General features: G+C 49.0%; 24 protein-coding genes and 2 tRNA genes. 11 read left to right on the top strand and 15 right to left on the bottom strand.

Translation table 11 applies throughout. From position 1 onward, the window contains the following. Window positions 1-39: 39 nt before the first annotated feature. Together QXH45_06860 and QXH45_06865 are read right to left on the bottom strand one after the other, a co-directional pair. On the bottom strand, window positions 40-1,023 hold the full coding sequence (locus tag QXH45_06860) for a DUF1295 domain-containing protein (GenBank protein ID MEM2078962.1): 984 nt from the start codon (window positions 1,021-1,023) through the stop codon (window positions 40-42). Window positions 1,024-1,336: 313 nt separating this feature from the next. After that, window positions 1,337-2,884 carry an SdrD B-like domain-containing protein gene (locus QXH45_06865; GenBank protein MEM2078963.1) on the bottom strand — a complete coding sequence of 516 codons (1,548 nt, stop codon included), beginning with the start codon at window positions 2,882-2,884 and terminating at the stop codon, window positions 1,337-1,339. A gap of 191 nt (window positions 2,885-3,075) precedes the next feature. Between QXH45_06865 and QXH45_06870 the strand changes: the two genes are divergently transcribed. Next, the gene (locus tag QXH45_06870; GenBank protein ID MEM2078964.1) at window positions 3,076-4,179 is read left to right on the top strand and encodes a hypothetical protein; all 1,104 of its coding nucleotides are present in this window, start codon (window positions 3,076-3,078) and stop codon (window positions 4,177-4,179) included. A gap of 374 nt (window positions 4,180-4,553) precedes the next feature. Here the strand turns inward: QXH45_06870 and QXH45_06875 are convergent. The 3 genes from QXH45_06875 to QXH45_06885 all read right to left on the bottom strand — a co-directional run bounded on the left by QXH45_06875 (window position 4,554) and on the right by QXH45_06885 (window position 5,755). Beyond that, window positions 4,554-4,628: transfer RNA gene (locus QXH45_06875), tRNA-Arg, on the bottom strand. Between the two features lie 67 nt (window positions 4,629-4,695). After that, window positions 4,696-5,304: an archaeal proteasome endopeptidase complex subunit beta gene (gene psmB, locus QXH45_06880; protein ID MEM2078965.1), complete on the bottom strand. Its 609-nt coding sequence runs from the start codon at window positions 5,302-5,304 to the stop codon at window positions 4,696-4,698. Between the two features lie 82 nt (window positions 5,305-5,386). Then, window positions 5,387-5,755 carry a hypothetical protein gene (locus QXH45_06885; protein MEM2078966.1) on the bottom strand — a complete coding sequence of 123 codons (369 nt, stop codon included), beginning with the start codon at window positions 5,753-5,755 and terminating at the stop codon, window positions 5,387-5,389. A 115-nt stretch (window positions 5,756-5,870) separates the two neighbouring features. On the opposite strand from QXH45_06885, the gene QXH45_06890 reads away from it, so the two are divergent. Together QXH45_06890 and QXH45_06895 are read left to right on the top strand one after the other, a co-directional pair. Beyond that, window positions 5,871-6,851 carry a polysaccharide biosynthesis protein gene (locus tag QXH45_06890; protein MEM2078967.1) on the top strand — a complete coding sequence of 327 codons (981 nt, stop codon included), beginning with the start codon at window positions 5,871-5,873 and terminating at the stop codon, window positions 6,849-6,851. Window positions 6,852-6,961: 110 nt separating this feature from the next. Beyond that, window positions 6,962-7,147: a hypothetical protein gene (locus QXH45_06895; GenBank protein ID MEM2078968.1), complete on the top strand. Its 186-nt coding sequence runs from the start codon at window positions 6,962-6,964 to the stop codon at window positions 7,145-7,147. 175 nt (window positions 7,148-7,322) lie between these two features. Here the strand turns inward: QXH45_06895 and QXH45_06900 are convergent. After that, a tRNA-Arg gene (locus tag QXH45_06900) sits at window positions 7,323-7,397 on the bottom strand. A gap of 41 nt (window positions 7,398-7,438) precedes the next feature. Beyond that, entirely contained in the window at window positions 7,439-8,491 is a 1,053-nt protein-coding gene (locus tag QXH45_06905) for a pyridoxal-phosphate dependent enzyme (GenBank protein MEM2078969.1), read from the bottom strand. Between the two features lie 182 nt (window positions 8,492-8,673). Here QXH45_06905 and QXH45_06910 point away from each other — a divergent pair, with 182 nt between their 5' ends. Beyond that, the gene (locus QXH45_06910; protein MEM2078970.1) at window positions 8,674-11,808 is read left to right on the top strand and encodes a hypothetical protein; all 3,135 of its coding nucleotides are present in this window, start codon (window positions 8,674-8,676) and stop codon (window positions 11,806-11,808) included. 45 nt (window positions 11,809-11,853) lie between these two features. On the opposite strand, the gene QXH45_06915 is transcribed toward QXH45_06910, so the two are convergent. After that, entirely contained in the window at window positions 11,854-12,831 is a 978-nt protein-coding gene (locus QXH45_06915; protein MEM2078971.1) for a hypothetical protein, read from the bottom strand. 88 nt (window positions 12,832-12,919) lie between these two features. Here QXH45_06915 and QXH45_06920 point away from each other — a divergent pair, with 88 nt between their 5' ends. Further along, window positions 12,920-14,116, top strand: coding sequence for a hypothetical protein (locus tag QXH45_06920; protein ID MEM2078972.1), 1,197 nt, complete (start codon window positions 12,920-12,922; stop codon window positions 14,114-14,116). 5 nt (window positions 14,117-14,121) lie between these two features. Here the strand turns inward: QXH45_06920 and QXH45_06925 are convergent, their stop codons facing one another. Genes QXH45_06925 through QXH45_06935 form a run of 3 tightly spaced genes read right to left on the bottom strand, consistent with a single transcriptional unit; the run spans window position 14,122 to window position 16,235 of the window. After that, complete coding sequence (locus QXH45_06925; GenBank protein MEM2078973.1) at window positions 14,122-14,655, bottom strand: tRNA (cytidine(56)-2'-O)-methyltransferase; 534 nt, start codon at window positions 14,653-14,655, stop codon at window positions 14,122-14,124. Beyond that, window positions 14,652-15,719, bottom strand: a complete 1,068-nt coding sequence (gene hflX, locus QXH45_06930) for a GTPase HflX (GenBank protein MEM2078974.1) — start codon at window positions 15,717-15,719, stop codon at window positions 14,652-14,654. The genes QXH45_06925 and hflX overlap by 4 nt, the downstream gene beginning before the upstream one ends. A 3-nt stretch (window positions 15,720-15,722) precedes the next feature. Beyond that, complete coding sequence (locus QXH45_06935) at window positions 15,723-16,235, bottom strand: multiprotein bridging factor aMBF1 (protein MEM2078975.1); 513 nt, start codon at window positions 16,233-16,235, stop codon at window positions 15,723-15,725. 80 nt (window positions 16,236-16,315) lie between these two features. Between QXH45_06935 and QXH45_06940 the strand changes: the two genes are divergently transcribed. Genes QXH45_06940 through QXH45_06950 form a run of 3 tightly spaced genes read left to right on the top strand, consistent with a single transcriptional unit; the run spans window position 16,316 to window position 18,791 of the window. Continuing rightward, window positions 16,316-17,527 carry a proteasome-activating nucleotidase gene (locus QXH45_06940; protein MEM2078976.1) on the top strand — a complete coding sequence of 404 codons (1,212 nt, stop codon included), beginning with the start codon at window positions 16,316-16,318 and terminating at the stop codon, window positions 17,525-17,527. A 20-nt stretch (window positions 17,528-17,547) separates the two neighbouring features. Next, a complete protein-coding gene (locus tag QXH45_06945; protein ID MEM2078977.1) occupies window positions 17,548-18,021 on the top strand; it encodes a PUA domain-containing protein in 474 nt (157 codons plus the stop codon). Between the two features lie 26 nt (window positions 18,022-18,047). Next, complete coding sequence (locus tag QXH45_06950; protein ID MEM2078978.1) at window positions 18,048-18,791, top strand: PAC2 family protein; 744 nt, start codon at window positions 18,048-18,050, stop codon at window positions 18,789-18,791. Here QXH45_06950 and tgtA read toward each other — a convergent pair. Next, on the bottom strand, window positions 18,742-20,313 hold the full coding sequence (gene tgtA, locus QXH45_06955) for a tRNA guanosine(15) transglycosylase TgtA (protein MEM2078979.1): 1,572 nt from the start codon (window positions 20,311-20,313) through the stop codon (window positions 18,742-18,744). The two genes, QXH45_06950 and tgtA, sit on opposite strands and share 50 nt — an antisense overlap. Before the next feature lie 5 nt (window positions 20,314-20,318). Further along, window positions 20,319-20,768, bottom strand: a complete 450-nt coding sequence (locus QXH45_06960; GenBank protein ID MEM2078980.1) for an Lsm family RNA-binding protein — start codon at window positions 20,766-20,768, stop codon at window positions 20,319-20,321. A gap of 87 nt (window positions 20,769-20,855) precedes the next feature. Here QXH45_06960 and QXH45_06965 point away from each other — a divergent pair, with 87 nt between their 5' ends. Genes QXH45_06965 through QXH45_06975 form a run of 3 tightly spaced genes read left to right on the top strand, consistent with a single transcriptional unit; the run spans window position 20,856 to window position 22,659 of the window. Continuing rightward, window positions 20,856-21,209 carry a DNA-directed RNA polymerase subunit G gene (locus QXH45_06965; protein MEM2078981.1) on the top strand — a complete coding sequence of 118 codons (354 nt, stop codon included), beginning with the start codon at window positions 20,856-20,858 and terminating at the stop codon, window positions 21,207-21,209. A 50-nt stretch (window positions 21,210-21,259) separates the two neighbouring features. Further along, window positions 21,260-21,610 carry a hypothetical protein gene (locus QXH45_06970; protein ID MEM2078982.1) on the top strand — a complete coding sequence of 117 codons (351 nt, stop codon included), beginning with the start codon at window positions 21,260-21,262 and terminating at the stop codon, window positions 21,608-21,610. Continuing rightward, entirely contained in the window at window positions 21,607-22,659 is a 1,053-nt protein-coding gene (locus tag QXH45_06975; GenBank protein ID MEM2078983.1) for an ATP-binding protein, read from the top strand. The genes QXH45_06970 and QXH45_06975 overlap by 4 nt, the downstream gene beginning before the upstream one ends. A 15-nt stretch (window positions 22,660-22,674) precedes the next feature. On the opposite strand, the gene thsB is transcribed toward QXH45_06975, so the two are convergent. Further along, window positions 22,675-24,321, bottom strand: a complete 1,647-nt coding sequence (thsB, locus tag QXH45_06980) for a thermosome subunit beta (GenBank protein ID MEM2078984.1) — start codon at window positions 24,319-24,321, stop codon at window positions 22,675-22,677. A gap of 66 nt (window positions 24,322-24,387) precedes the next feature. Continuing rightward, window positions 24,388-24,651: a hypothetical protein gene (locus QXH45_06985; GenBank protein MEM2078985.1), complete on the bottom strand. Its 264-nt coding sequence runs from the start codon at window positions 24,649-24,651 to the stop codon at window positions 24,388-24,390. Window positions 24,652-24,686 lie beyond the last annotated feature (35 nt).

Below are 24,686 nucleotides of genomic sequence, written 5' to 3' on the forward strand. Positions count from 1 at the left end.
ACTGGGTGAAGCGTCCGTGTGACACTGAGTTTGCTGAACTCACAGTTCGAAGTGGGATAAGCACAGGGAGACCAGCATGATCAGTGCTGAATACGCTAGCATAGCCTTGAATACATCGCTCCGTGTCTCGGGGAATTCCCTACCCGTAATTTTTCTCGAAGAATGCGCTAGGATTTTCAAGATCGGTCTGGGTAGCGGGATCATAAAGGGGGTTTGACCAGCGTATTCTAAGTATTTTGTGCTCAACTCTCTCCTCAGCTTAACCTCCTCCAGCAGTGCTATAGTTATGATCAACATGGTGGTTATGAGCCAGGGTAATCCGGGCATCGGCGGGGCCCATCCTCTCCCGCTCTCGGCCGTGCTTGCAAGCGAGAAGAATCCGTAGCTCCATACAATGAATCCCAGGTATTGGGGATGCCTACTATACTTGTAAACTCCGTGAAGGCTAAGCTTCTTGCATACTAGCCTGTCGTAGATCCAGGTTGCCGAGCTCACTGTGAATATTGAGAGACCCGTTATCATGAAAGCGAAGCAAATCGGCACAGTGAATTCCCAACTCGTGTTCGAGACGAGCAGGCTCGCCGTGCTGGATGCTAGGAAGTTGAGGATCTTCAACGGCAGGTGAGTGATGAACCCTAGTCTTATGAGGATCTCGGAGTCTATAAAAGGTATCCACAAGAATCTCAACACTCCTACTCCTGCTAGGAAGAACATTGTAAAGGCGAAGTAGCCTATGACTGGTAGGTACAGGATTATCGAGCCTAGAAGGGCTATTTTCAACCTGTCAGCGATGAAACCAACTATTATTACAGTGAAGACCAGGGCTAAAGAAAAGTATCCTAAAACCCTTAGGCTGGCCTCAGCCTCCTGGCATCGGGGAAAATCGGACAGTAGTATGCAGTCGGGCGAGATCCCGAGCATCCATTTGTTCAGCAACCTAATGATTTCTGTAAGCGCGAAAGTAATAGCATAAGCGAAGAACACGGAGAAGACGAGAGAGATGATTAGCACGAGTTTTCTCAACCGAACACCTCGAGAGACCGATTTAGCTAATACGTATTCCCCATATAAATAGTCTCGAGATCAATTATGAGGTAGAACGGTACTTCATTCATGAGGCAATTGAGTAATGGATAGGGACTGGTGAGGTGTTGTGTTAAGCTTGTCCCGAATTAAGTACTACTTACTACTCCCTTGACAGCTTGAGTTAGTAGCGTCATCTTCTATCTAAATTACTGTGTTCATCTTCCATAGTTACTGTAGATTCGTAAGCGACTAACTCGTAAGAAAGTGCTTGAAGGTGAAAAGCGGGGTAAAAAGTTAAGGTTTTTAACGTTCACACTGGGTGAATTATGAGTACACAGTTGTTGTTGATAAAGTCGAGCAGTGTCTTATAGTACTCCTGTGTAGCCCTGTCCTGCAAGCTCAGGGCATTTATAGAGTTGTTCACGATTTCGTTGATCGTTGTGAATGTATCATTGTAGTAGACAACGTTGCTTCCATTTACGTATCCATACTTCAAGTTTAACAACGTAGCTATTAGCTGTTGCGTGAGAGCTGTTTTCATATCGCCATAGACCGAGGTTGTTAAGTAATTCGCGATTTCCAATGGACTCGTAAAGCTCGTGTTCAAGGCCTGGTTTACATAGTTCACGTCTTCTCCTCCTATCCTCGTGGCCCAGGTTCGAGCCTTCTTGTCGTAGAGAGACCAGCTCCAGTATCCTTTGCTCTTCGCGCCTGTCAACTGAACTAGGCACACGAATCCGAAGTCGTTACCGGGATATGTGTAGCCTTCCTCGACAATTATCTCATAGTACTCGGGAGTTGTTGATTCAACTAGTAAGCATTCATAGCAGATTGGCTTGTGAACTACGGTTTTGTATGTTTTAGAAGCGTCTACGCTGAAGTAGTAGTGTCCTGCTTCGTTAGTGTACGTGGATGCTAGATAGACCCAGCCCTGATCATCGTCCCACAAGTATAGATCTACTTGCACGTTCCATATGGGAGTATCTCCTTCATTGTATACTCCGTCGAAGTTGTTGTCCCAGAAAACTATGCCACTTATCGTTGAAGCCCTAGGTAATTCTTGATAAATCTCAACAGTCCATGTAGAAGACTGTCCTGTTTCAACAATTATCGCAGTGTTCTCGTGGACGTAGTAGTCTCCTCTCGAAGCATCGTAGTTAAATTCAACTATGTATGATACCTGGCTTGTCGCGGTGAACGTCCACTCATATCCATTGGAATCCTGAACGTGTACTTCGTCGTTGACGTAGATGATGGTCATGCTTGAGGTCGTTGTAGACGGGCTTGGACCGAAGGGCTGTCCCAGCCAGCCGCTGTGGTTTAGAATAGTCACGTTGCCAGTGAGTTTGAAATAAGCCGTGTTCCAGTAGTCTTCGGGAACAGGTATCGAGAAGTAATATATTACTGTTTCACCGGGATATATTACCGGGTATGATGAAACATCCACAGGGTAGTCGTTAATGATCTGGTTTTTCCACGGTGGATTGGCATACACGTCAATACTTATCGACAAGCCCTCTGTTGCTATATCGCCTCCGTTTGTCACGCTCACATATCCTTCAAGACTGTATTGACACTCTGGTTCAAGTTTCTCAACGCTCACAGCGTATTCGACGTAGACTACTGGACTACTCGGCGAGAGATAGATATTTGTCGCGTTAGCAGTCTTCTCGATACTCCACGGATATGTGCATCGATATACGGGAGTCGCCTCAATATACGCTGAAAGAGTTGTTCCAGCCTCTCCTCCAGCCACCGAAAACGCGGTCATTGGTGCTAGCGTACTGAGTAGAATGAATGAGAATAGAATAATAGATTTCAATATCTTTAACACTATTGTAATTATAATACACCTCATTATTATATATTCTAACTTCCCTTTTTAAAAATAACTAAATGTTGTTTGCTAAATAAACGCTATTCCTCAAATTTTTACTGTCGTATAGTGCATCCTGTATGGTTTAGTGCTTTTCTCCAGCTCATGGAATTGTTTGAAACAAAATGTTTTTAAAGGGTTCGCGCTCCTTCCAAATAAGAATGGAATCCCTCTTGTATAGCTTCTCATCTTCTAATAAAGAATTTATTCCCAAGCAATTACTACTTACGTATGAGCAAACGATCGACTATATAATCAAGTATTTTTTCAACACATTGTTTGTTAAGACAGGCCTAGCGGGTAGCGAGATCCTTGACTTTAAGGTTCATCTTCACCCTGTAGATATGGATGAGTGTAGTATCCTGCCGGAAAGTGTTGCATCTGTGCTGAATCACTGTAGCGACGTGTGTGGGCAGTACGACTTTGAGAAGGGAGAGATGAATATTTTTCTCGGGTGCTTAGGCCGGGGTTCAGTGAGGAGATTGCGTTTCTTGGAAATCCCATTGGACGAATACACTGTATTCCACTTGATTATCCACCACTTGCAGGCAAAGGCTCCTGGGCTTACAATGTTTCAAGCCGGTAATCCGTACACGAGCGGCGACGAGGTGATGTTGCAATTCCTGGAGTACTCTCGCGAGGTTGAAGCTGATTACTTGGCGAGAATTCTTCTATGCTTGTCCGAGGAGGGGAAACTCGGCATCGATCACCATAACAGGCATCTCAAACACTTATGGAAGCCGCTGAGGAACGTTGTCACCCAGATCCCGGATCCATACGAGGAAAAGATATTCTCGAAGGCTGAGACGCCCGCTGGACCGATATACCTGGACGGCATCTGCCACAACCCGTTTGGGTGGCTGTCTTCTAGAATAGTAGGGGCCGGATTCAAGCTCGTGTTTACGGAACCAGTTGACATTGATTTGAAGAGACTCAACAAAGTGACTGTAAAGTATAACGCCCCGGGAGCACGTGTTGTGTTTAATGTGGATGGTTACTCGGTGGCGGCCGAGGCTAGCCTGGTCTATATCGGGGAAGAATACATGCCTGAGAAAAAATACAGCAGTATAGATGAACTGCAGCAATTATTAAGCCGTGTCAAGGGGCAAGCACAACTCCCGCCTGGTCTATGCGATCAAAGTAGGAGATATTACGTGATCCCGTTGCCAAAAATTGAGTGGTCATCATCAGATCGGAGAACCCTTACACTCCAGTTGAGCGAGTTCAAAATCCCAGTCAGCGGAAGACTCTGTAATGAAATCGATGATATTCGTTAAAACCCCCGTAATTCTCTCAAATAGTTTTTAATATGATCTCGCAGCATCGAGGTCTTTTATGAATGACGATAGTTTTCCGATTCACGCGGTTGCCAAGGGTCTTGGGCAGCTTGCTCCATGAACCGGTAAAGGCGAAGTTATAGGGAAAAATTGTTGAAACATGCTTGATCCCCGTAGGTTATTCTCGTTTTTACTATAGCTTGCGATGCTCAATATCACTAACATGATCTCGTCCGGCCTTCTAATTGGGGAGGAACTTCTAGAAGGTAAAAAGCTACCGCTATCCCTCAACAAACACGCACGATATGGTGTTAACGTAGGAAGAGGTTTCATTGAAAACAGTCCGCTATCTACGGATAGCTACTTAGCAGTAACGGGCCCGCCGGGATTTGAACCCGGGTCCTCCGGCTCCGCAGGCCGGCGCCCTATCCTGGCTAGGCTACGGGCCCTTTTTCACTATTTATTTAAGGATTAGGCTTTAATAGTGGTTTAAAAACCTGCTTCAGGGCTTCGGGTTCACTGGGTTAGAGCGTTCTTGAACAGGATTGTCTTCTCCTCGGCCCCCTTCCCGGTTATTTTAAGAATGTCTACGCCGTCCCCTGAGAGGACGTCTCTCTCGACCACTGTCTTCACGGCTTCGACGACTAGTTTCTCGGCGTCGTCCAGCGTGAGGTCTGGGGTGTACTTAGGCTCTATATACCCTAGGGCGAGCTGGGCTCCTGAGCCTAGTGCTGCATACTTCTCCTCTATTAGGCTTCCAACGGGGTCGAGAATGTATAGTTGTGGACCGTTTTCATCGTATCCTCCCACGACGATCTCGGTTAGCATGGGGGCTAGCTTGTAGCTGTAGAGCACTACTGAGAGGAGCTTGGCAAGCCCTCTAACCCTTATCTCCCTTCCATGCTGGAGCTCGTAGTACTTCGCCTCCATCTCGAGCATTCTCCTCAAGATGTTTACATCTCCCATCAAGCCGGCAAACCCCACGCCCACGCGCGGGGTTATGGCGAAAACTTTCTTAACGTTGCGGCTTAGGACGAATCCGTCGTAAGTCAGCCTTTTCTCACTGGCTAAGACGACTCCATCGCGCGTCTTAACGCCTATGGCGGTGCCGGGCAACATGCTCATGAACTCCACCCTCGCTAACACAACTTAATGTTTAACGAGCAATTTATACGTACCGCTCCATCCGAGGGAGGTCTCCGACCCCTCAAACCTCCCTCCTCATCCTCGGCGTGAGGTATGAGAGGGCGAGCCCGAGCAGAATTAAGAAGATCAAGAGCGCGGACAGGATCATTAGGAGCGGTGAGCCAGTTAAGACATAACCCGCCACAACCACGGCGATCACGGAGACCGTCAGGCCAGCCTCAAGCATCCTCCAATAACCATTCCTCGAAGACTTCTCAGCGATGACGTGGACAAGGTAGGAGAGAGAGCCCAGGATAAAAGCCAACCCTATCACGCCGGCTGAGACATCATGATCGAGGAGGAATCGGGCAGTCCATGCCGCGGCTAGAATAATTAATGCAAGAGGACTTGCGAAATCCCTCCAACTAGTCATGAAGCAGTCAACCCCCAACAAGTTTTAATTTGATCAGTACTGATTAAAAGTATTCCAGCAGAAACCCTTCCCAGCAAGGTTTAGAAGAAGCTTAACTCATTAGCAACACTGGCTTAGCTTAAAGGGTGGTGTGATGAAGGGGCTGGTTATCGCTGGCTACGGGGGGCACGCGGGTTATGCATACGCCGTATCCGTGGAGCTCGTTAAACGGGGAGTAGAACTCGACATCCTTCTTCCCCGCGGATACCGCTTCTTGGAGAGAAGGTTCGAGAAACTGGGAGAGATAATATACGCTACTCTCCCCCGCAAACCCCTCGAGCCCTTCCACAGGGGCCTCCACAGATGGTTCAAGGCCTTCGCGGAATCCCTTAGCCTAGCGCGGAGAAGCTACGACTTCGCCTTCGCCACAGGATCAAACTTCTCGATACCGGCATCCCTAACGCTGAAGATCCTGAGGAGAACCAAGGTTTACACTCTGGAGGCGGTTGACCGGGTTCTCAAGAGAACCAAGGCAGTAGGCATCCTCTATAAAACAGGTGCAACAGTCTTCCTCGCCTGGGAGGAGCAGTTAGAGATGTACCCCCGTGGAGTAGTCGTCGGACCCATATACGAGCCACTCGTATACGAGCCTCGCAACGATGGATATGTTTTGATAACCACCGGTACTCTCGGTGCCGAGGAATTATTCGAGGCGGCAGTCGAGTTGGACGTGGAGAAAATGGTTGTTCAAACAGGAGATGTGGATCCCGCTCCATACGCGGCTAGGAAGCCAGGCTGGGTATTCTTCCAGTATACAGAAGACCTCTACAAGTGGATAGCCGGCGCTAGAATAGTAGTGACTCATCCAGGAATAACTGCTGCTACTGCAAGGTTTGCATACGGGAAACCAGTTGTCATCGCCTACACTAGGAGGCACTCTAAGATCTTCACTAGAAGAGAGGTTGAAGCCTTCGCGGAAAAATTAAACGCTGCCTTCCTCGACGAAGCCACACCGAGTAAACTCGCAGAAGCCCTGAGAGAAGCAGAGAACAGGAGAGTCCCCGCATACCCTAACGGTGCTGTCAAAATAGCTGAATACATTACAACCCCGCTAGGTCTAGCCCGGAGTGAGTAGTTGGCAAGCTCGTGCCGGAAACTAGTTGCAATCCTCGTGATGAAACAGCCTTCATCGAGGCATGTGGGCCCAACATATTCATGTTTAGGCACGTATTTATTAAATGGTAGTTGCGTTTAACCCGGGAGAGCGAGAGTGTGAAATCCAAGAAGAATATTCTCCACGGAGTCTTAGGCGGAACATTCCTGATAGGGTTGGCGATGCTATTCTATTTCGACGAGTTTCGGCCTTGGATACTTGCAGTAATCGGTATCTTAGCCATAGGAGAAGCAGTAATAACCTATTACTCACAGTGAACTCCTCAAAGAGGCGAGCTTATCTGATCCATCTCCAAGCGACTCGCCGAGCCAGGTTGTTTCAAACAATAGTCAGAGGTTTAAGAGTTTCGTGATCATCTCTGAAGAATGCTCACTACTCAGAGAGCTCTTAAGCATTCATGATAACGTGAGATATTAATTATGTACGCGCCAACGGGCCCGCCGGGATTTGAACCCGGGATCTCCGGCTCCGGAGGCCGGCGCCCTATCCTGGCTAGGCTACGGGCCCCTTCTATGAATAATCTTGGGTTGGGCCTTTATAGAGTGTTCTCACATCACTTTCAAGCCTGACCCAGTGAGGATTAGTGCCGTCCTCTTCCCTCTCAGCGCATCAGCCATCTTTCGAAGCGCTGCTAGGACTATTGCTGATGTGGGTTCCACGGTGAAGCCCATCTCCCAGAGCTCCCTGGTTGCTTCCGCTATCTCGGTGTTGCCCACTAGGATTACGTCTCCTTTTGCCTCCCTTATCTTCGAGGCTATTTCACTCAGCCTCGGCGGGTTCGGGACCATAACCCCGTCGGCAAGGGTCGATTCCTCCCCTTTCTCCTCATATCCCTTGACGGCCTTGAACACGGGCTGGACGCTGTAGCCTTGAACCCCGTAGATGACTGGTATTCTTTGAACCACTCCAAGCTTCACCAGGCTTCTAAACCCCTGGTAAACGCCTAGAAGCAGGGATCCCGAGCCAACGGGCAATATTATAGCGTCGGGGACGCCCGCCTCCTCGTATATTTCATACGCTATTGTCGTGAATCCTGTGGTGAAAAGGGGGCTCCAAGTATGAGCAACGTAGAAGTGATCCCGTGCGTACTCCAGAGCTTTAGAGGCTGCCTCACTCCTGTCAGAAGCCTCTACTACTATCCCGCCGAGTTTTCTCACAAGCTTCTTCTTACCTTCAGGCGCGGTCTTCGGCATTATGATGCGTGCTTCAAGGCCATATAATCTGGCAAAGAGCGCTACCGATATTCCGGTGTTACCGCTAGTGTCCTCTACGACTTTATCGAACCCCATTCTGTAAGCGTAGTAAGCAGCCAGCGCTGAGCCTCTGTCCTTGAAGCTACCGCTCGGGTTCAAGTACTCGAGCTTGAAGAATACTTCGACGCTGTTTAAAACCTCCCTTACTAGGGGAGTGCTCCCCTCCCCTCTTGTCTTATCAGGGGTGAAGGGGAGCATGGAGGAATACCTGAAGAGCCCGCGTCCGCGGGGCTCGAAACGGATTTCATACTCCAGCTCCAACGGGTGTTCGCAACGTGGGCATTTAAACAAGTATTGAGACCACAAGCTTGTCCTGAAGCCGCACCTTGGGCAACGCCACTCGGGCACACGGGTCCCTCCCCACTAACTAATACAGCTAAGGCTTGAAAAACCTCTAGTCGACGGGCAACCCCTATTATATGATCTTTTCTCTATATATGGGAATGACCTCGCGCCCTCTCTCATGGGATTAGCAATTAACTTATAACCTTGGGTTAATTAATATATAACGTGAACCGGGGTGAACATGTTTGAAGAAGGTTATATCAGTATTATTAGTTATAGCCTTAATTGCTCCTTACCTGATGTTGATTCAACCGATTCAAGCGCAAGGCGTATCACTAGTATCAGTGACTCCCGACAGACCATACCTATATCCCGGGGAAGAAGTTAACGTTACCATTCAAACATCAATCACCAACCTGAGAGTGACCGTGTTGCTCAGGCACACTTACAATGCAGAGATCGTCTACTACGCTAACACGACCGTTTTCCCTGAGCCAGGAGTATACAGCATTATACTGAAAGTCCCGCACGACCTGTTCGGCATCGGTGACACGACCTACCAGGTGTTGTGGATTCAGATAATAGCGGGAGCAGAGTCCCTGAGCCTTTACAGAGACCTATACCCCTTGATCACCGTCTATCCGGGTGTAACCACGATCCTGGACGAGAACGAATTGCCTACCAAGATAACTGTAGCGGGCTACGGGTTTGAAGAGGGTGCAACCATATACGGGTTCTACATTGGAGAATACTACTACGAGCTCTTGGAGCCTGTTCAAACCAATTCGAGCGGTATGTTCGTGTCTGAATTCTACTTGATAGACGTCACTGGTTGGAGCATTCCAATGGGAGATTACGAAGTATATGCAGACAGCGACGCAGAGTTCAACGACTACCAGCACCCGGGCGTTTTGTCGATACATCCAATTGCGTTCATTCATCCCAGCGAGGGCTCCGGTTCTCCCGAAGAGCTCGCTGACATAGAGGTGTACGGTTTCGGCTTCCCAGCCAGCACTCAGGTGGCAAGTATTCAGCTATGTAGCGTTAATGATCCTTCAACATGCTACATATTCCCAATCGACGACTATTCGACTGACCCAGACGGATTCCTGTACATATCGGATCTAAGCCAATACAACTATGCTTCGATACCGGGAGGAGTATACTGCTTGGTCGTGGAAACGGTGGACGGGGTATTCAAGTTCCCCAACGCTCTCTACTCGGTCTACCCGTACATTAGATTGATAGGTCCGGACGTTGTGCAACCCAATGAATACATATGGTTCGAGGCCTCGGGGTTCCAGCCGGGAGCAACGATTTCAGTATATCTCGACGGAGTCTTAATCACTCAAGTCGTGACCGATGAGAACGGCTTCGCTGAATTCTACCTGCCTGTCCCGGAGTTGATTGAGGAGGGGCCTCACACCATATATGTCACGGACGGAGTATTCGAAGCATACTTCCAGCTGTCCTCGCCGTTCGCTATTATCCAGCCGAGTCAAGTGTTCGGGAAGGATAGTGAAGTATACCACTTAACAATCTACGGGTATGGTTTCCTCGAGGGAACAGGAGTCTCTGAAGTATGGTTGTGCTCTACGACCTGCTACGTCTTCCCTATAGGAGACGTGTATGCAGATGACACGGGATTCATTCACATAGCTGAGCTCGGAAGCTACTTGAACACTAACATGTCCCTGGGACAGTACAGATTGTTGCTAAAGCTTGACAACAACGGCGTGCTTGCTTCCTCATCGCACGTAAACGTTGAACCATTAATGGAGGTGTTGAGCGGTCCCAGCGTTAAGATAGGCGGGGAGATAACGATAGCTCTATACGGCTTCGCGCCAGGAGAGATGGTCGACGTATATTTAGCCGGTAGGCTGATATACTCTGACGCTGTGGACGTAGATGGTAATGCAACCTTCCATGTAACAGTACCCCTCGACATTCCCGGTGGACCTCAAGAACTCAAGGTCGTGGGAAGAACATCAGGTCCATTCTATGCTCAGAACACCACCATCTACATAGAGCCCAGCGCCTACTGGATTGTGCTCGACTACGAGCAAGAGCCGAAAGATTATCCGAGAGCATACGCCTCCTATAACGGCACTCAAATAGTTATCAACTACCCCACCGGCGAGACAGTGTACCTGGGAGACTACATTAGGGTGGAAGGATATGGTTTTGCCGCAAACGAGACAGTCGGGATCTACATCGGCAACTACCTAGTTGCCACCGTAAAAGCCGATGCATCAGGTAGGATATCTGTCGTGAAGTTAATCCCATCGATCCCTGGAGGAATCCACGTCGTGAGGGTTGAAGGCGAAGTGTCGGGCCCGATAACGGCCTCCTGGATGCTCGATGATGCTGTGACATCGCTAGAAGTAGAGGGCAGAATAATAGCTGCAGCATTAAACAAGAACGAGCCCACGCTAGAGGGCTCGGGGATAATAAGGCTCTACGGCTCTGGATTAAAACCCGGCACAGTCTTCAAGGTTGTCCTAGTCAACGGCACTGATGCATTAATGTTCTACGCTCCATACATTCAGACCTCGTGGCACGTCGATAGTGATGGCTTGCTCAAGAGTCTATACGGCTTCACCTCCCTCACAATACCTTTCTCCCAGCCCGGATTCTACGTAGTAACTCTATTCTACAAGGATCCAGAAGGTAATGAGTATTCAACTGATCTACCAGTACTAGTGATAATCCCGCTGGAGATAACTCAGAGGCTTGATGACATCGAGGCCAGGCTATCGGATATAGAAGCGCAGATAGCAACTCTTCAAGCACAGATAGATGCCTTGCTTGGGCAGTTGGAAGCACTCAATCAGACAATTACTCAAAGGTTGATCGACCTGCAGGGAATGATCGACGACTTGCAGGCACAGTTGTCCTTGATTAACTCGACTCTCGCGGGCGATATCGCGTTGCTGGGGCAGAGAATATCGAGTCTCGAGTCAATGCTGGCTCAGCTCAGCCAGGAGCTCGATGCTCTCTCCTCACAGATAAGCGACGTTAACTCCACACTACTCGCTAGAATAGAAGACCTGCAGGAGAGGCTGAACAATGCTTTCTCAACGATTCAAGAATTATCCTCAAGGATTAACGAACTGGAGCAAGAGCTCGCCTCGCTGAGCAACGCCTTGAACAGCGTCTCCAGCAGTCTGAATGGACTTCAAACAACAGTAGGAGACTTGAACAGTCAGCTGAACGCATTAGAGAATAAGGTTGACGATCTGTCAAGGAAGTTGGACGAGGCATCATCGACCGCCTCCACTGGTTACTCGTTGTCGATAATTGCCCTGATATTTGGGCTAATAGGGGCGGCCATAGGAGTACTAGCATACACGTCTATAAGGGGCCTCAAAAAGCCCTAGGTTTTCAAGATAAATGTTTTTTCCCTGAGAATCACCTATCCGCTACTACCTTACTTTTCCCCACAGCCTTTCGTGCACGACGCCATAGATTACTAGTATTGAAGTGAAGACAAGGGGCAGGGCTAATCCGAGCAGGTTTGGCTGAGTCTTCCCGTCGTAAAAGCTTAAAACATAGTAACCAATCCTGGAAGAATTCAATTGTTTCTCGGAGAAAACGAGTATCTTCAAGTAGCTATTCTCGGTATCTTCACTCTCGATGTAGAAGGCCGTGTAAACCTCGTTGTTATTCGACACGAGGAGCCTTGAAGAATTAGCTCCTCCTGCTCCAGCTTCAACGTAGACGAGGGTTGGAAGCAAGACTGAATCGTTACCGGGAGTGAACCATATGCGTACAAGGCTTTTCTCCGGGATATTGGTGACAGTTATATTGTAGACGTACTTGTATAATTCCAGGCTCGAAGCGTTTCCTAGGGGTAGTTGAACGTATAGGAGATCTTGGAAAGCATACTCTTTAATAGGGTACTCATATGCTCGATAGCCTAGAGTCGACCCCTCGGCAATATATGGTACCAGCGAGAGGATTGGGACAAGCGTTATGACTAGGAGAACCAGGGTCTTCAGGACAATGTTTTCTTGACGCGACGACTTTTTCGCTCTGATCTCCAATAGGATGGCGTTGATTAAAACCAGAGCAGTTACTAGTAGCACGTACGAGTTGAACCCCCTGGTGGCAACGATGGCATATCCTGATTCAACCTTGTCCAAGTAGATGTGAGAGACCAGCCCGTTAACCACTAGGGTGTTGGAGTAGTTTGCGTACTCGCTTCCTAGGTCATATATTCCAATACCGATCGACGTCTTCCAATAACCCGTTATTGATTTTGGAGCATCTAGTGGAAGGATCCAAGTATATGATGATTGATAATCGGTTATCAAAACCCATGCGGCCGCGATCAAAACAACTATTAAGTAAATCGCGAGGAACAATCTTCCAACGTTAATAGACACGGTAATGGTGCCCATATACATCCCAATTATCTATGTCGGCGAAGGGCTAAATAGTTTCGCATAACACACTCATTCATCAACAGGGGACTCATTCAGGAGCCGTATGAAGTCCCTCAGCACTATCGTTGGAGGATACTTAGTGCTTGTGATCATGGTTTTAATGCTCTCCCAGCTCATATATGCCTACAATACTGGAGTAGAGTCTTGGAGGAGGATTCATGAGACGTGGATCGAGGAAGTATCCGCTACGGTTAATCCGCCGCTGCTAAGCCTCAGGTTGATGGGAGAGGAACTCTACCTCATTGTTAAGACTCCCCAGCCGGTGGTTGTCGAAGCGGTTTTTAAGGAGGTAAGCGGGGTTAGGACGATCACTAAAGTATCCATGCTCGTGAGAGATGAGGCGAGCTTCCCATTGAACTACACGGGAGCCTCGTTTAGAACAGGAGTCATCGTATCAGGAGGAGTACTGGTGTATTACGTGCCCTGGAGAGATCCCTGGTTGCGCGACGCTCCGGCAGAGATAATTGGTAGAACCACTATAGATGACGACTTGGTAAATTATTTGAGAAAGCAAGCAGGGGGAAACACTGCTCTAACCCTGGGTTGGCTGGGCTATAAGATCGGCCTGGGGATAGTGAACTATACTAACGTAGGGTCAAGCTTTGAAACCCTGGTCGAGAAGGGGCCCATCCAGTGCTACCAGACTATTCCAACCCCGTATACCTGCACAGTCAGCTTGTTGCAGAATTATGGATGGATGAGCTATGGAGAACTGCCGAGCAAGCCCTACTACTCGTTCGTAACATACGATGGGGTTCTGGCGGATGCGAGATCCATTGTTTTAAGCAACGATGTCTTGTGGTTAAATATGACTTTTCTCAGCCAACATCTCAGTCTGCAGGGTGGGCAGTTCTATGCTCAAGTTTTCAGGGTTGCCAGAGTAGTCCGGGATCTACAAGCCTCCTTCCAAGTCAACGTCTCCATAGCGAACACTACTGTTAAGTCTAGAATAATGGTCACGGCATACATTTATGAGCCGAGAGTCAACCTTATGCAACCCGTCCTCTTAGACCTTTCAAGCATAGGGTCCACGGGCCCCGAGCCATGGGTAGCGAGGATCGTGGTCGACGCGCTGCCCCAGGGCGTCGTGAGGCTTGACTCTGCCTTCAGCCTCACGATCGATTTAACCCGGTACGGGCTTGAAGAGGCGATAGTGGTTTACGGGGTGGAATTGGTTTGCACTCTCCTCTCCAGCACCACTGCCCTGGTCTACGTATCGGGGCTAGCTGAGACGGGATAAAGGAGTTATTTGGGAACTACTTTTTTACCCTTACGTTGCGGGATTATCCTGAGCCTTCCTCCCTCGTGCTCAAAACTGAGCTCTCTCCCCTGGTAGTACCTGTCTAGGAAGATTGCCAGCGCAGCTATCTCGGAGTGGGGCTGGTTTCCGATCGCGACATTATAGTCTGCAACCTCGTAGAAGAACCTCGGCACCTTGGAAGCACCTATCACGATCAGCAGGTCTCCCGCCGCGCGCTTAATCTCGTCCAGCGCTTCATCCACGGGTAGCCCGTACATCGTCAAGTGAACCACTATTCCATGCTTCTTCCAATCTAGTGCGTATTTGAAGGAGTTGACCCCCATCTCGAAGTGGAGCCTGCCGCCCCATATGCTCAGAGTCTTCTCCAACGCCTCCCTAATCTTCTCATCAACCACGTCCCCTAGAATGAACCCGTTCGCCCCGAACGCCCTGGCCACCAAGAGGGCGTGAGTGGTAACCCTCTTATCCCTCTGCGGCCTATGCCCGTATCTCAGTACGTATATCTTCTTCTCGCTCACTTCTTCAACACCTTCCTCAAGCTCGCCTCCACCGTTAGAATTAGCTCATTCATGTTAATGTTTTTCTCGGCGGAGACGGGTATTATACTGTCCCCCGGGTCGTTTAAAGCCTTGGATAGCTTCTCAACGACTTCTCCAACCTTCTCTCCGCTTACAAGATCGATCTTGTTCAACACGTATATGATCGGTTTTCCCTGGGAGCCTATTTTGGCGAGAATGCTTGAAGCGGTTTCTACCTCGCCGATGATCCTTTCCAGGGGCTTCGAGGTGTCTATAACATTCAATATCAAGTCCGACTCGGCAACCTCCTCCAGGGTCGCATAGAAAGCCTCTATTACCTCGGGGGGTAGATCCCTGATGAAGCCCACAGTATCGGTTACTACGGCTTCTATAGTGTTGAACCTTATCTTGTAGGACTTCGGGGTCAGGGTAGTGAAGGGCTCGGGACCCACGGGCTTACTCATTCCTGTGAGCTTGTTGAACAGGGTTGTCTTACCCGCGCACGTGTAGCCGATGATCGCTACATGAGGATATCCCAGCTCCTCCCTCCTCATCCTCCTCAACGCCCGTGTCCTCCTTATCCTCTCGATCTCCTTTCTAACCCTGTTCTCCCTCCTCTTCATCATGAAGTAGTATTTTTCAAACCCGTATTCACCGGAGCCTAGGAATCCGTGCATCTCCCCAATCTTCGCGTACCTAATTGCCTCCTTGATCAGGGGGATAGTATGCCTCAGCCTGGCGAGCTCGATCTGGAGCTTAGCCTCTAGGCTTCCGGCATGGTTTGCGAAAATCTCGAGTATCAGCATTAAGCGGTCTTCAACATCCCGCTTCAACTCTCTGGCAAGGTTTATTATTTGAGAGGGTTTCAGAGTATCCATCACTATGAGTTTGTCGAAGCCCGCACTCTTCAAATCATTTAAACTCGTCATTGGAACGTATGTCTTCCTGTAGGGCTTCTTAACTACTACTACATCCCCGACGTGTGGGTAAACCGTTTTCACAAGGCTTATTTCTTCATCCAAGTACTCCATGTACTTCCTCGGGACTGCGACTACTACTCTCAAATCCTAGGTTTCACCTTGATCATTCTTATTCAACTTAACCAAGTCTCCTATCGTGAGGAAGTCCTCGCTCTTACCGAGCGATGGAGTTGATTCATCAACAACCGGTTCAAGCAGCTTGATCCCCAGAGCCCTCTCTAGCCTACGGGCGAGATCTATACCCGGCTTCAAGCGTCCCGCTTCAATTCTTTTAATAATGTTCTCGCTCTCCCGGACCTTCTGGGCTAGAACCTGTTGGGTCCAGCCCAACCTCTCCCTGGCTTCCTTAACTCTTTTAGCGTAATCTTCTACGACCTCATACTCTTCTCTAATAGGCTTCGGCCTCGGCTGGGAAATAGGGGCCTTCTGGGGTTGAGGCTTGGCTTTCCTCTCCTCTATAAACGGTCTCGCCTTCCCCTGATTTACAAGCCTATTGAAGCATTGGGGACAGGCTATTAAAACGCTTCCCTCTAAAACTATTTTCCTACAATCCCTGTTGTTTTCCACTTCCCTACCGCATATCTCGCAATAGCAGGGCATTTTCCACACTCACCTCACTTCAATACTTACCTATGGTTTAAATGGGTTTTATAATGGGATAATAACTCCGGGTTTTAAGTATGAGTAGTGAGATTGATAATAGGGATCAGCTTGACGTAGTGATTAATGAGGAAGACTATATACGGTATCTTGAAAACAAGATCAAGACCTTGGAAAACGAGAGGAAAAACCTCTTGTTGAAGCTGAACTACTACAGGAGCGAGCTGGATAAACTGCTCGCCTCACCCCTTATCGAAGCTGTAGTGGAGAACGTCCTTGAGGACGGCAAGGTTGTCGTTAAGAGCAGTACTGGCCCCACGCTTGTTGTAACGGTTTCAGAATCGATCGATAAGTCTAGAATAATCCCCGGGGTTAGAGTGGCTTTGAACCAGAGGGGTTCAACGATCGTGGAGGTTCTACCCGAGTATGTGGACGCGCTGGTTCAGTCTATGGAGGTCATCGATAAACCTAACGTTAGATACGAGGACATCGGCGGTTTAAGCGAGCAAATAAGGGAATTGCGCGAGGTTGTTGAACTCCCCTTGAAGAATCCAGAGCTCTTCCAGGAGATCGGTATAGAGCCCCCTAAGGGGGTTCTCCTCTACGGCCCCCCTGGCTGCGGTAAGACAATGCTTGCCAAGGCAGTAGCCTCTGAAGCGGGGGCAACCTTCATCAGCATCGTCGGCAGCGAGCTTGTTCAAAAATTCATAGGAGAGGGTGCAAGGATTGTTAGAGAACTGTTTGCCTACGCGCGTAGAAAAGCCCCTGCTATAATCTTCATTGATGAAATAGACGCGATAGCTGCTAAGAGAATAGATGTTGGAACTAGCGGGGAGAGGGAGGTCCAAAGAACCCTGATGCAACTGCTTGCGGAGCTAGATGGTTTCAGACCCTTAGACAAGATAAAAGTCATAGCCGCTACTAATCGGATCGATATCTTGGATCCAGCCATTCTCAGGCCGGGCAGGCTTGACAGGTTAATAGAAGTACCCCTCCCGGACTTCAACGGTAGACTCGAGATCCTCAGGATCCACACGCGCAGGATGAAGCTTGAGAGGGATGTAGACCTTAAATCAATAGCCAAGGCGACACACGGTTTCTCGGGGGCGGAGCTTAAGGCGGTGGTGACGGAGGCGGGCTACAACGCGATTAGGGATAATAGGAGAGTAGTGGTGATGAGCGATTTCCTGAAGGCGGTTGATAAAGTTAAGAGTAAGAAACAGTTTAGGAGGGTTGACGAGTTCTCCGAGGAAAAGGATAAAGGGGAATACGTAAAGTATGTTTATCAATAACCTATCATCGAGGATCAGGATTGATCAAGAGAAAACCCTTTAGAGAAGAGCTCGAGGAAGCCAGGAGGATAGCAGAATACCAGTTTAACGTGAGAGGGGAAGACTTCATCCCCGATGACTCCGTCTTCGTTTTCAGCCCCAAGACGATGAAGCTACGGATGATATTGGTGGGTGGGGAGAAATATTTATCCCTGAGAGCCCAGGACTACAGGTTCATACTTCATCTGCGGGCTGGGCGGAGGCTGAACCAGCTTCTCCCGCACCCTTTTTTAAGAGTGTATGTTAAACCGGAGTACAGCGTATTCATACGCAAGGGTGGTAATTTGTTCAGTAAGCACGTCTTAATGGCAGACCCTGGGATCAGGCCCGAGGACGAGGTCCTGGTCTTGGATGGCGCAGAGGTTATTGCCGTTGGGAGAGCAATACTCCCTGGAGGAGAGATGGCATATTATAAACGGGGTGAAGCAATAAGAATAAGGGAATACGCAGGATGAACGTCATGAGACGTGGGAGGAACGTTATGAGAACCATCAGGATAATACCGTTGAAACCAATCGATAGAAAGCTCTTCGAGAACGCCCTATTCATCACAGGGTATCAAGGATTCGGCATGGTCGGCTACTTAACGACGCGCCACTTGGTGAGGGAGCTGAAGCTCGAGAAGATAGGCTTCATAAAGACTAGGCATATGCCCGAGGTAACTCTGTACGGTGAAGGCGGTTTACTGTACCCGTTTGAGCTCTATGCTGGAGAAGCATCCGGGCGTAAAATCCTGGTCTTGCTCAACAACGCCGTGCCGCACATTCACGAGAGAACGGATTACGCGGAGTTCACAGCTTTATTAATGAAGGCATTCAAAGTCGAAGAGGCAATACTTGTGGGCGGATTAGACCCTAGTCTTAAAGAAGACGAGAATGAAAGGTACAGGTGGATCCCCATCGGGGCCACCAAGATAAGTCTGAACGCCCCGGTTCTCAAGAACAGGCATGTAATAGGCCCCCTGGCCTTGACTATGATGTTTGTTGAAGCCTACGGTTTGAAGGGGGTGGTAATCCTCTCATACACAGATCTCTACAAGCCCGATCCGCGCGCAAGCGCGGTTGCCGTTGAGATCATTGGGGAGTTGATTAACGCTAAGATAGATACTTCCTCCCTCTTGGAGGAGGCCAAGATAATTGACGCTATAGAGATGGAGAGGGAGAAGATCGAGAAAGCTATGGAGGGCGAGCTATCCGAGAAGAAATCTCGCCTAAGCTACATATAGAGATTCTATCTCCATGCCTTGCTGTTTTCTTTATCTTTTCAAATAAATCTCTAGTCATCCACGAGGATTCCAGCACTACGACTTCACTCGCTTCCTTCTCGCCTATGAGCTTGTCGATCAAGGATGCAATAAGCTTAGGGTTTATGACATGCTTGGTGATCCTTCCTTCATGCTGGTAGAATGGGTAGGTTGAAGAGATTGAAGGATGGAATACGCCTAGGACCGGGTGGATGAAGAGCACTTCGTATTCTTTACCCTCTGCGAAACTGGGATTATAGGCGATCTTAACGTACTCTTGCTGATGAGAGAACGGTTTCGAATGCGCGGGCACTAGTATAATCCTTCTCTCCTTAACGTATCCTCCAAGCATCTCCAAGCTCTTCCTTCTTGCATACGCTATTCTAGGGTTTTCAACGGAGTCTCTATCGATTATGAATAATGCTTTCCCATCAGGTTTCGACCGGGGATTGTACTTATCGATTAGGTCTCGGTACTTTTTCACAACGTCAAACGCCAGCCTCAAGCTGGGATGCGACTTGCTCCTGTACTCGAGGAGCTCCCATAGGCGTCCCTCGCGGATGTATTGTTTAACAGTCTTCAACTCCTTCATTAAGACGTGCAGGTTGTGAGTAGCTAGTGCTTCCACCCTCTCGCGATCGCTCAGTTCGTTCAACTCCTTAGCTGTATACCTGCTGCACACGGGGCAGTTGCACGGAAGATAAGAGAGCTCCTTAACGTTTTTCGTCCCCGTCTCGGTCATGTATCTACCGTCTCTAGCGTAGAGGATGTAGCTTGCTGAGTCGAAGAAATCTGCTCCAACCGCCACTAGGAACGGAATGATCATGGGGTGCCCTACCCCGAAAACGTGGAGAGGTCTATCCGGGGGTAGGTGTAGCTTAGCTATCGCCGTCAGCTCAACAATATATTTGTACTCATACTTCTCCAAGAGCACTGTGGGAGAGCCTACGGCATACATTTGGTAGGGAAGCCTCCAAGCTAGGATCGATGACCTTACGACTAGGTCTTTGTAGGGGGATCCTTGGATGGGGAGGACCCATATCTGATCAGAATCCATAATCAACGGCAGAGCCTCAACCGCCCTCCTATGGGTTTCGCGAACCGCTTTTAACGCCTCATCCCACGTCATCTTGCTGCCAGTTGGAACGTCAAGTATTACGCCAATATCCACGCCTATTTTCTTCTCATACTCTACGATCGTTTTATTATCTACCTCTACATCCCCGTATACGAGGACTTGATATCCCCCTGAATCAGTCATTATAGGCTTATCCCAGCCGAGGGATTGATGTATGTTTTTCACTTTTCCATTATTCCTCTTGTAGAATAAGTACGCGTTTGTTATGAATCCCTCGAACCCTATCTCGCGTACTACGTTTAAACCAGGCGCCTGCCTCAACGGGTCTATAACGGGGAATAAAAAAGGAGTTTCAACAACTCCGTGCTTAGTTTTGAGCCTGCCTATCTTCCCGGCAAGATCGTATTCTCTTGGTTCAAAATGCAAATCCCTTATCCCTTGACAGCCTTCTCCTTGCCCGCAATGTACTTCTTGAATAAGCTATAGAGTGTTTCAGCCATCGGTCCAACGCCTTCAACGCCCTTCTCGCTAATCCTGTACCTTCCCTGGACTTCCACTATCCTGGCCTCGGGAATCACTCTCACCAAGTGATCCGCGATCTTCATTTCACGAAGTATAAACTCCTTGAACTCCTCGGGGTCGAATAATGGGACTTCCGAAATCAGAATCTCTGATATTCTCTCCCCTTTCACCACTACTTTCGGATACCTCGCACCGCTATTGTCAACAGCGTTTTGGAGCAACAGGTTAAGGGAGGGGTGGTCGAAACCAAGCAGAACTCCCTCGTAGTGTCTTCCATCGCTTAAAACCACTTTAACCTTCTTATCGATCATGCCTGAGAGCTCACTTATAAGCTTCCTTGAAGCATCCATCACGGACATCGTGATCACCTAAAGCTTTAATTTAGCTTAACGTTATTTATTCTTAGTTAAAAAACAGATTAAATAGGTTTTGAGAGTGCATGAGCCATGAGTATGGAGCTGAAATGCGTCGTCGAGGGCGTTGAAGACCTTAGAATGCCCAAGGTCTTCAGAGTTCACGCATCGTGCGGTGATGCTAAACTTGATGTAGAGTTTCACAACGAGGTCGTTCCGAAAGCAGTGGTCGCGAAGGATATGCTGGTTGAGATAACGCGGGAGAAGGAGAAGTGCCTACAACATTATTTCTGCGGGCAGGGCTACGTGGTCTCTACTGGGAAGATTGGAGAGCACGTGAGGACGATAATATCTCTCCACGGTTTTCTCATCGTATTGAAGACCCCGAGCCCGCCGGGGCTCAACACGATGGATCAAGTCTTCGTTGGAGTAGACTTCAAGCAATAAATGTTTTTGAACAATAAATTTTTTAAAGGAGACTAATACCAAGGGTGTTCATGAAGGGGTCTCTTAAACTCCTCCGAGTCTACACGTTCGTGAACGCTGATGAAAAGCAGGTGGAAGAGGATCTCTCGAGGATCGAGGAGCTAGTTAAGCAAAGAGCTGTGGAGAACCCGGGGATCACTTACCACGTCTTAACAAGCATATCTCACAGGGATGTTGAAACACTGTTGATCATCGAGGCTGATAGCGAGGGAGAAGGAGTTAGGGAGCGTGAACTCGTATACAGCTTGCTCAAATCCTCGTGTAAAGCCCTGGATTTCGAATTCGTCGACGAGGAGTCGCTTACGCGTAGGGTCGCGGAAGGCTTGAGAAATTTTTTCTACGCAGGAGAAAACCAGGCGTGATACCCTTTATAACTGCTAAGCCCAGGGTAAAGTACCCGCTCCAGCGGCTGGTTGAAGGCGACGAGTTCAAGGGGGATTATATAACGCTGGGGAAGGTGATCAACACAGTACCGGCAGTCGAGGCTAGACTCCCCTTGGACTCGCTGAACAGGCATATACTGATCATAGGGGCAACAGGGACGGGCAAGTCTTACACTGCATCCAGGATAGCATTGCGGACGAGTTTGAAGGGGATCCCCGTACTAGTCTTCGATTGGCACGGCGAGTACGGGGAGGTTCTCGAGGAGAGTGTTTCAATAAACCCCTTCGAGAAACCAGTGGAGCTACTTGGGTCCCGCGACATCCGGGTCGATGCGGAGGTTTTAACCGATGTGCTCGGGCTCACGCCTCCCCAGGAGTACTTACTGTGGAAAATCCTAAGCGAGAAGGGTAAGCGTGTGGACAGCGTTGAATCATTGATTAGAGCAATAGAATCCCATTACGATGAGGCAGGCTGGGTTAGAGAAGCCAGGCTCTCTCTTTACAGGAAGATCAAAATCCTGGCGGTGAACCCGTATTTGAAACTGTTCGAAGGGGGGAACGAGGGTTTCCTGGAGGAGCTAACCCCCGGCAAGCCGGTTTTGATTGACCTATCGCTAATCCGGAACACCACGGTTAGGAGAACCTATGGAACCCTTCTACTGGCGAGGCTGATCAACAGGAATTATGGCCTGAGGAGGAAGTACCTTGTTCTCCTCGAAGAAGCCCACAACTACTTGGGAAGGGAAAACCCTATCTGGTTCCTAGCGAGGATGATGGGAGAGATTAGGAAGAACAATATAGGATTCTGCGTGATCACGCAATCCCCCTCCTTAATAACGGATCACGTGCTCGTCAACACTAACACTAAGATCGTTCACTCGGTGAAGGCAAGCATTGACTTGGAACTAGTTTCTCGGAGCTTATTCGTAGAGCAGGAGATCGCTAGGATTCTCCCGTATCTGAGCGTTGGAGAAGCCCTTCTATACAACCCGGTTCTTAAAAAACCGTTGTTGATAAGAATTGAGTAGGGGATTGGGAAAAGATTAGTCTTCTTCCTTCTTTTCTTCTTCTCCAGGCTTCTTACCGGCTTCAGCGCCCTTCTCCAGCTTGCTGGCCGCTATCAAGTCGTCGATTCTCAAGATTATCGTAGAGGCTTCTGTGCCAGCCTTTATGGCGTTCGCTACCACGCTCACTGGCTCGATAACGCCCATCTTCTTCATATCGGCTATGTCTCCTCCGAAGACGTTGACTCCTATCGACTTGCCATCGTCCTTCTCGTGAGCGGCTCTAAGCTTCATTATCATGTCGACGGGGTCTAGCCCAGCGTTCTCGATGAGGGTTACTACGAGACCCTCCAACGACTTCGCGAAAGCCTCAATCGCCAACTGCTCCTTGCCGCCAACCTTCATTGCGAGCCTTCTTATGTGTTTAGCGAGCTCGATCTCTACTGCTCCACCGCCCGGGACGACGCGCCCATCCTTTATCGCATCAGCTACGGCTGACAACGCGTCTCTCATGCTTCTCTCGGCTTCATCGACCAGCCTCTCCAGCCCTCCCCTTATCACTATGCTGACGGCTCTCGGGTTCTTGCACCCCTCTACGAAAACCATCTTGTCTTCTCCAATCTTCCTCTCCTCCACGAGCTTCGCGTAGCCCAGGTCCTCGGGCTTCAAGTCGTCGATATTGCTCACGATCCTGCCGCCGGTGGCCCTCTCAAGCTTCTCGAGATCGCTCCTCTTGACTCTTCTCACCGCTAGAATGCCCTTCTTAGCGAGGAAGTGCTGGGCTACTTCGTCAATACCCTTCTGAGTTATCACTACGTTTGCTCCGACTTCAACGATCTTGTCGACGAGCTTCATCAATATCTCTTCTTCTTGTTGCAGGAAGGCTTTCAGCTGGCTTGGATCATTGATCCTTATCTCAGCATCGATCTCGGGCTTCTCAATCTCCAAAGGAGCGTCCAGCAACGCGATCTTTGCCTCGCTCACTCTCCTGGGCATGCCGGGGTGGACTACTTCCTTGTCCAAGACTACTCCGTAGACCAGCATCGAGTCTAAGAGCGCACCACCATACTTCTTGATTATCTGAACGTTGTCTAAGTCAACATAGTATTTGTCTCCTCTGAGCTCAACCACCTGCCTGACGGCTTTAACAGCCATCTCGGCGAAGTACTCTCTAGCATCGTGAACTGCTTTACTGGTTAACGAAGTCTTCGCAATCTTCTTCAAAGCCTCCTCGTCGTCAACGCTTATCGGCTCGGCAATCTGGTACAGAATGTTGAGGGCTTCCTCCATAGCCCTTCTGTAGCCGGCTATTATCAGGGTCGGGTGGATGTTCTTGGCGAGAAGCTCTTCGGCGTTCTTCAACAGCTCGCCGGAGAACACGACAGCCCTCTTCGTTCCATCTCCAACCTCGCTGTCCTGGCTTTTCGCGACTTGCACGAGCATCTTGGCAGCGGGGTGCTGTATCTCGGCCTTATCCAGTATTGTGGCTCCATCATTCGTTATTGTAACGTCTCCGAGGGCGTCAACGAGCATTTTATCCATGCCCTTGGGGCCGAAGGTGGTTTTTATCATCTCGGCGACTGCCCTAGCAGCCATTATGTTTGTTCTCAAAGCATCTCTTCCAGCTGTTCTCTGAGTTCCCTCCTTAAGTATTAATACAGGTATTCCAGTTGGTTCAACAGCCATATTATTCACCCTTGTAATCTAAGAATCCAATGATCTACGAATCTAATGGCTTCTATATAAATTTTTCTATCCTCTGGAGCTCAACCTGAACGTGGAAGAAGATTCGTCGCCTTGTTCCAACCTCCATTCAACCACTCTATAGTAGAGGTTGAGTTCTTCATCATTGAGCACGGATTGCGGATCAGCGTTTTCATCCAACACGACGATCAAGTAATCCGGTCTAGACCTAACCCCCTTGACTCCGGGGATCCTGAGGATGTGGCGTACAGCGGTTAGCGTGCAGCTTGCACACCCCTTACTCTTCACTTTGAGCATCAAGAGCTTGCTCACTTGGCACCCCTCTCGCTCAATAGTTGGATTTATGA

Source organism: Thermosphaera sp. (assembly GCA_038827615.1).
Lineage (GTDB): Archaea > Thermoproteota > Thermoprotei_A > Sulfolobales > Desulfurococcaceae > Thermosphaera.

Coding starts and splice junctions, on each gene's coding strand:
- QXH45_06865 (MEM2078963.1), bottom strand. CDS start 2,884: ATGAGGTGTATTATAATTACAATAGTGTTAAAGATATTGAAATCTATT.
- psmB (MEM2078965.1), bottom strand. CDS start 5,304: ATGAGCATGTTGCCCGGCACCGCCATAGGCGTTAAGACGCGCGATGGA.
- QXH45_06890 (MEM2078967.1), top strand. CDS start 5,871: ATGAAGGGGCTGGTTATCGCTGGCTACGGGGGGCACGCGGGTTATGCA.
- QXH45_06915 (MEM2078971.1), bottom strand. CDS start 12,831: ATGGGCACCATTACCGTGTCTATTAACGTTGGAAGATTGTTCCTCGCG.
- QXH45_06920 (MEM2078972.1), top strand. CDS start 12,920: ATGAAGTCCCTCAGCACTATCGTTGGAGGATACTTAGTGCTTGTGATC.
- QXH45_06935 (MEM2078975.1), bottom strand. CDS start 16,235: ATGCCCTGCTATTGCGAGATATGCGGTAGGGAAGTGGAAAACAACAGG.
- QXH45_06940 (MEM2078976.1), top strand. CDS start 16,316: ATGAGTAGTGAGATTGATAATAGGGATCAGCTTGACGTAGTGATTAAT.
- QXH45_06950 (MEM2078978.1), top strand. CDS start 18,048: ATGAGAACCATCAGGATAATACCGTTGAAACCAATCGATAGAAAGCTC.
- QXH45_06960 (MEM2078980.1), bottom strand. CDS start 20,768: ATGTCCGTGATGGATGCTTCAAGGAAGCTTATAAGTGAGCTCTCAGGC.
- QXH45_06965 (MEM2078981.1), top strand. CDS start 20,856: ATGAGTATGGAGCTGAAATGCGTCGTCGAGGGCGTTGAAGACCTTAGA.
- QXH45_06970 (MEM2078982.1), top strand. CDS start 21,260: ATGAAGGGGTCTCTTAAACTCCTCCGAGTCTACACGTTCGTGAACGCT.
- thsB (MEM2078984.1), bottom strand. CDS start 24,321: ATGGCTGTTGAACCAACTGGAATACCTGTATTAATACTTAAGGAGGGA.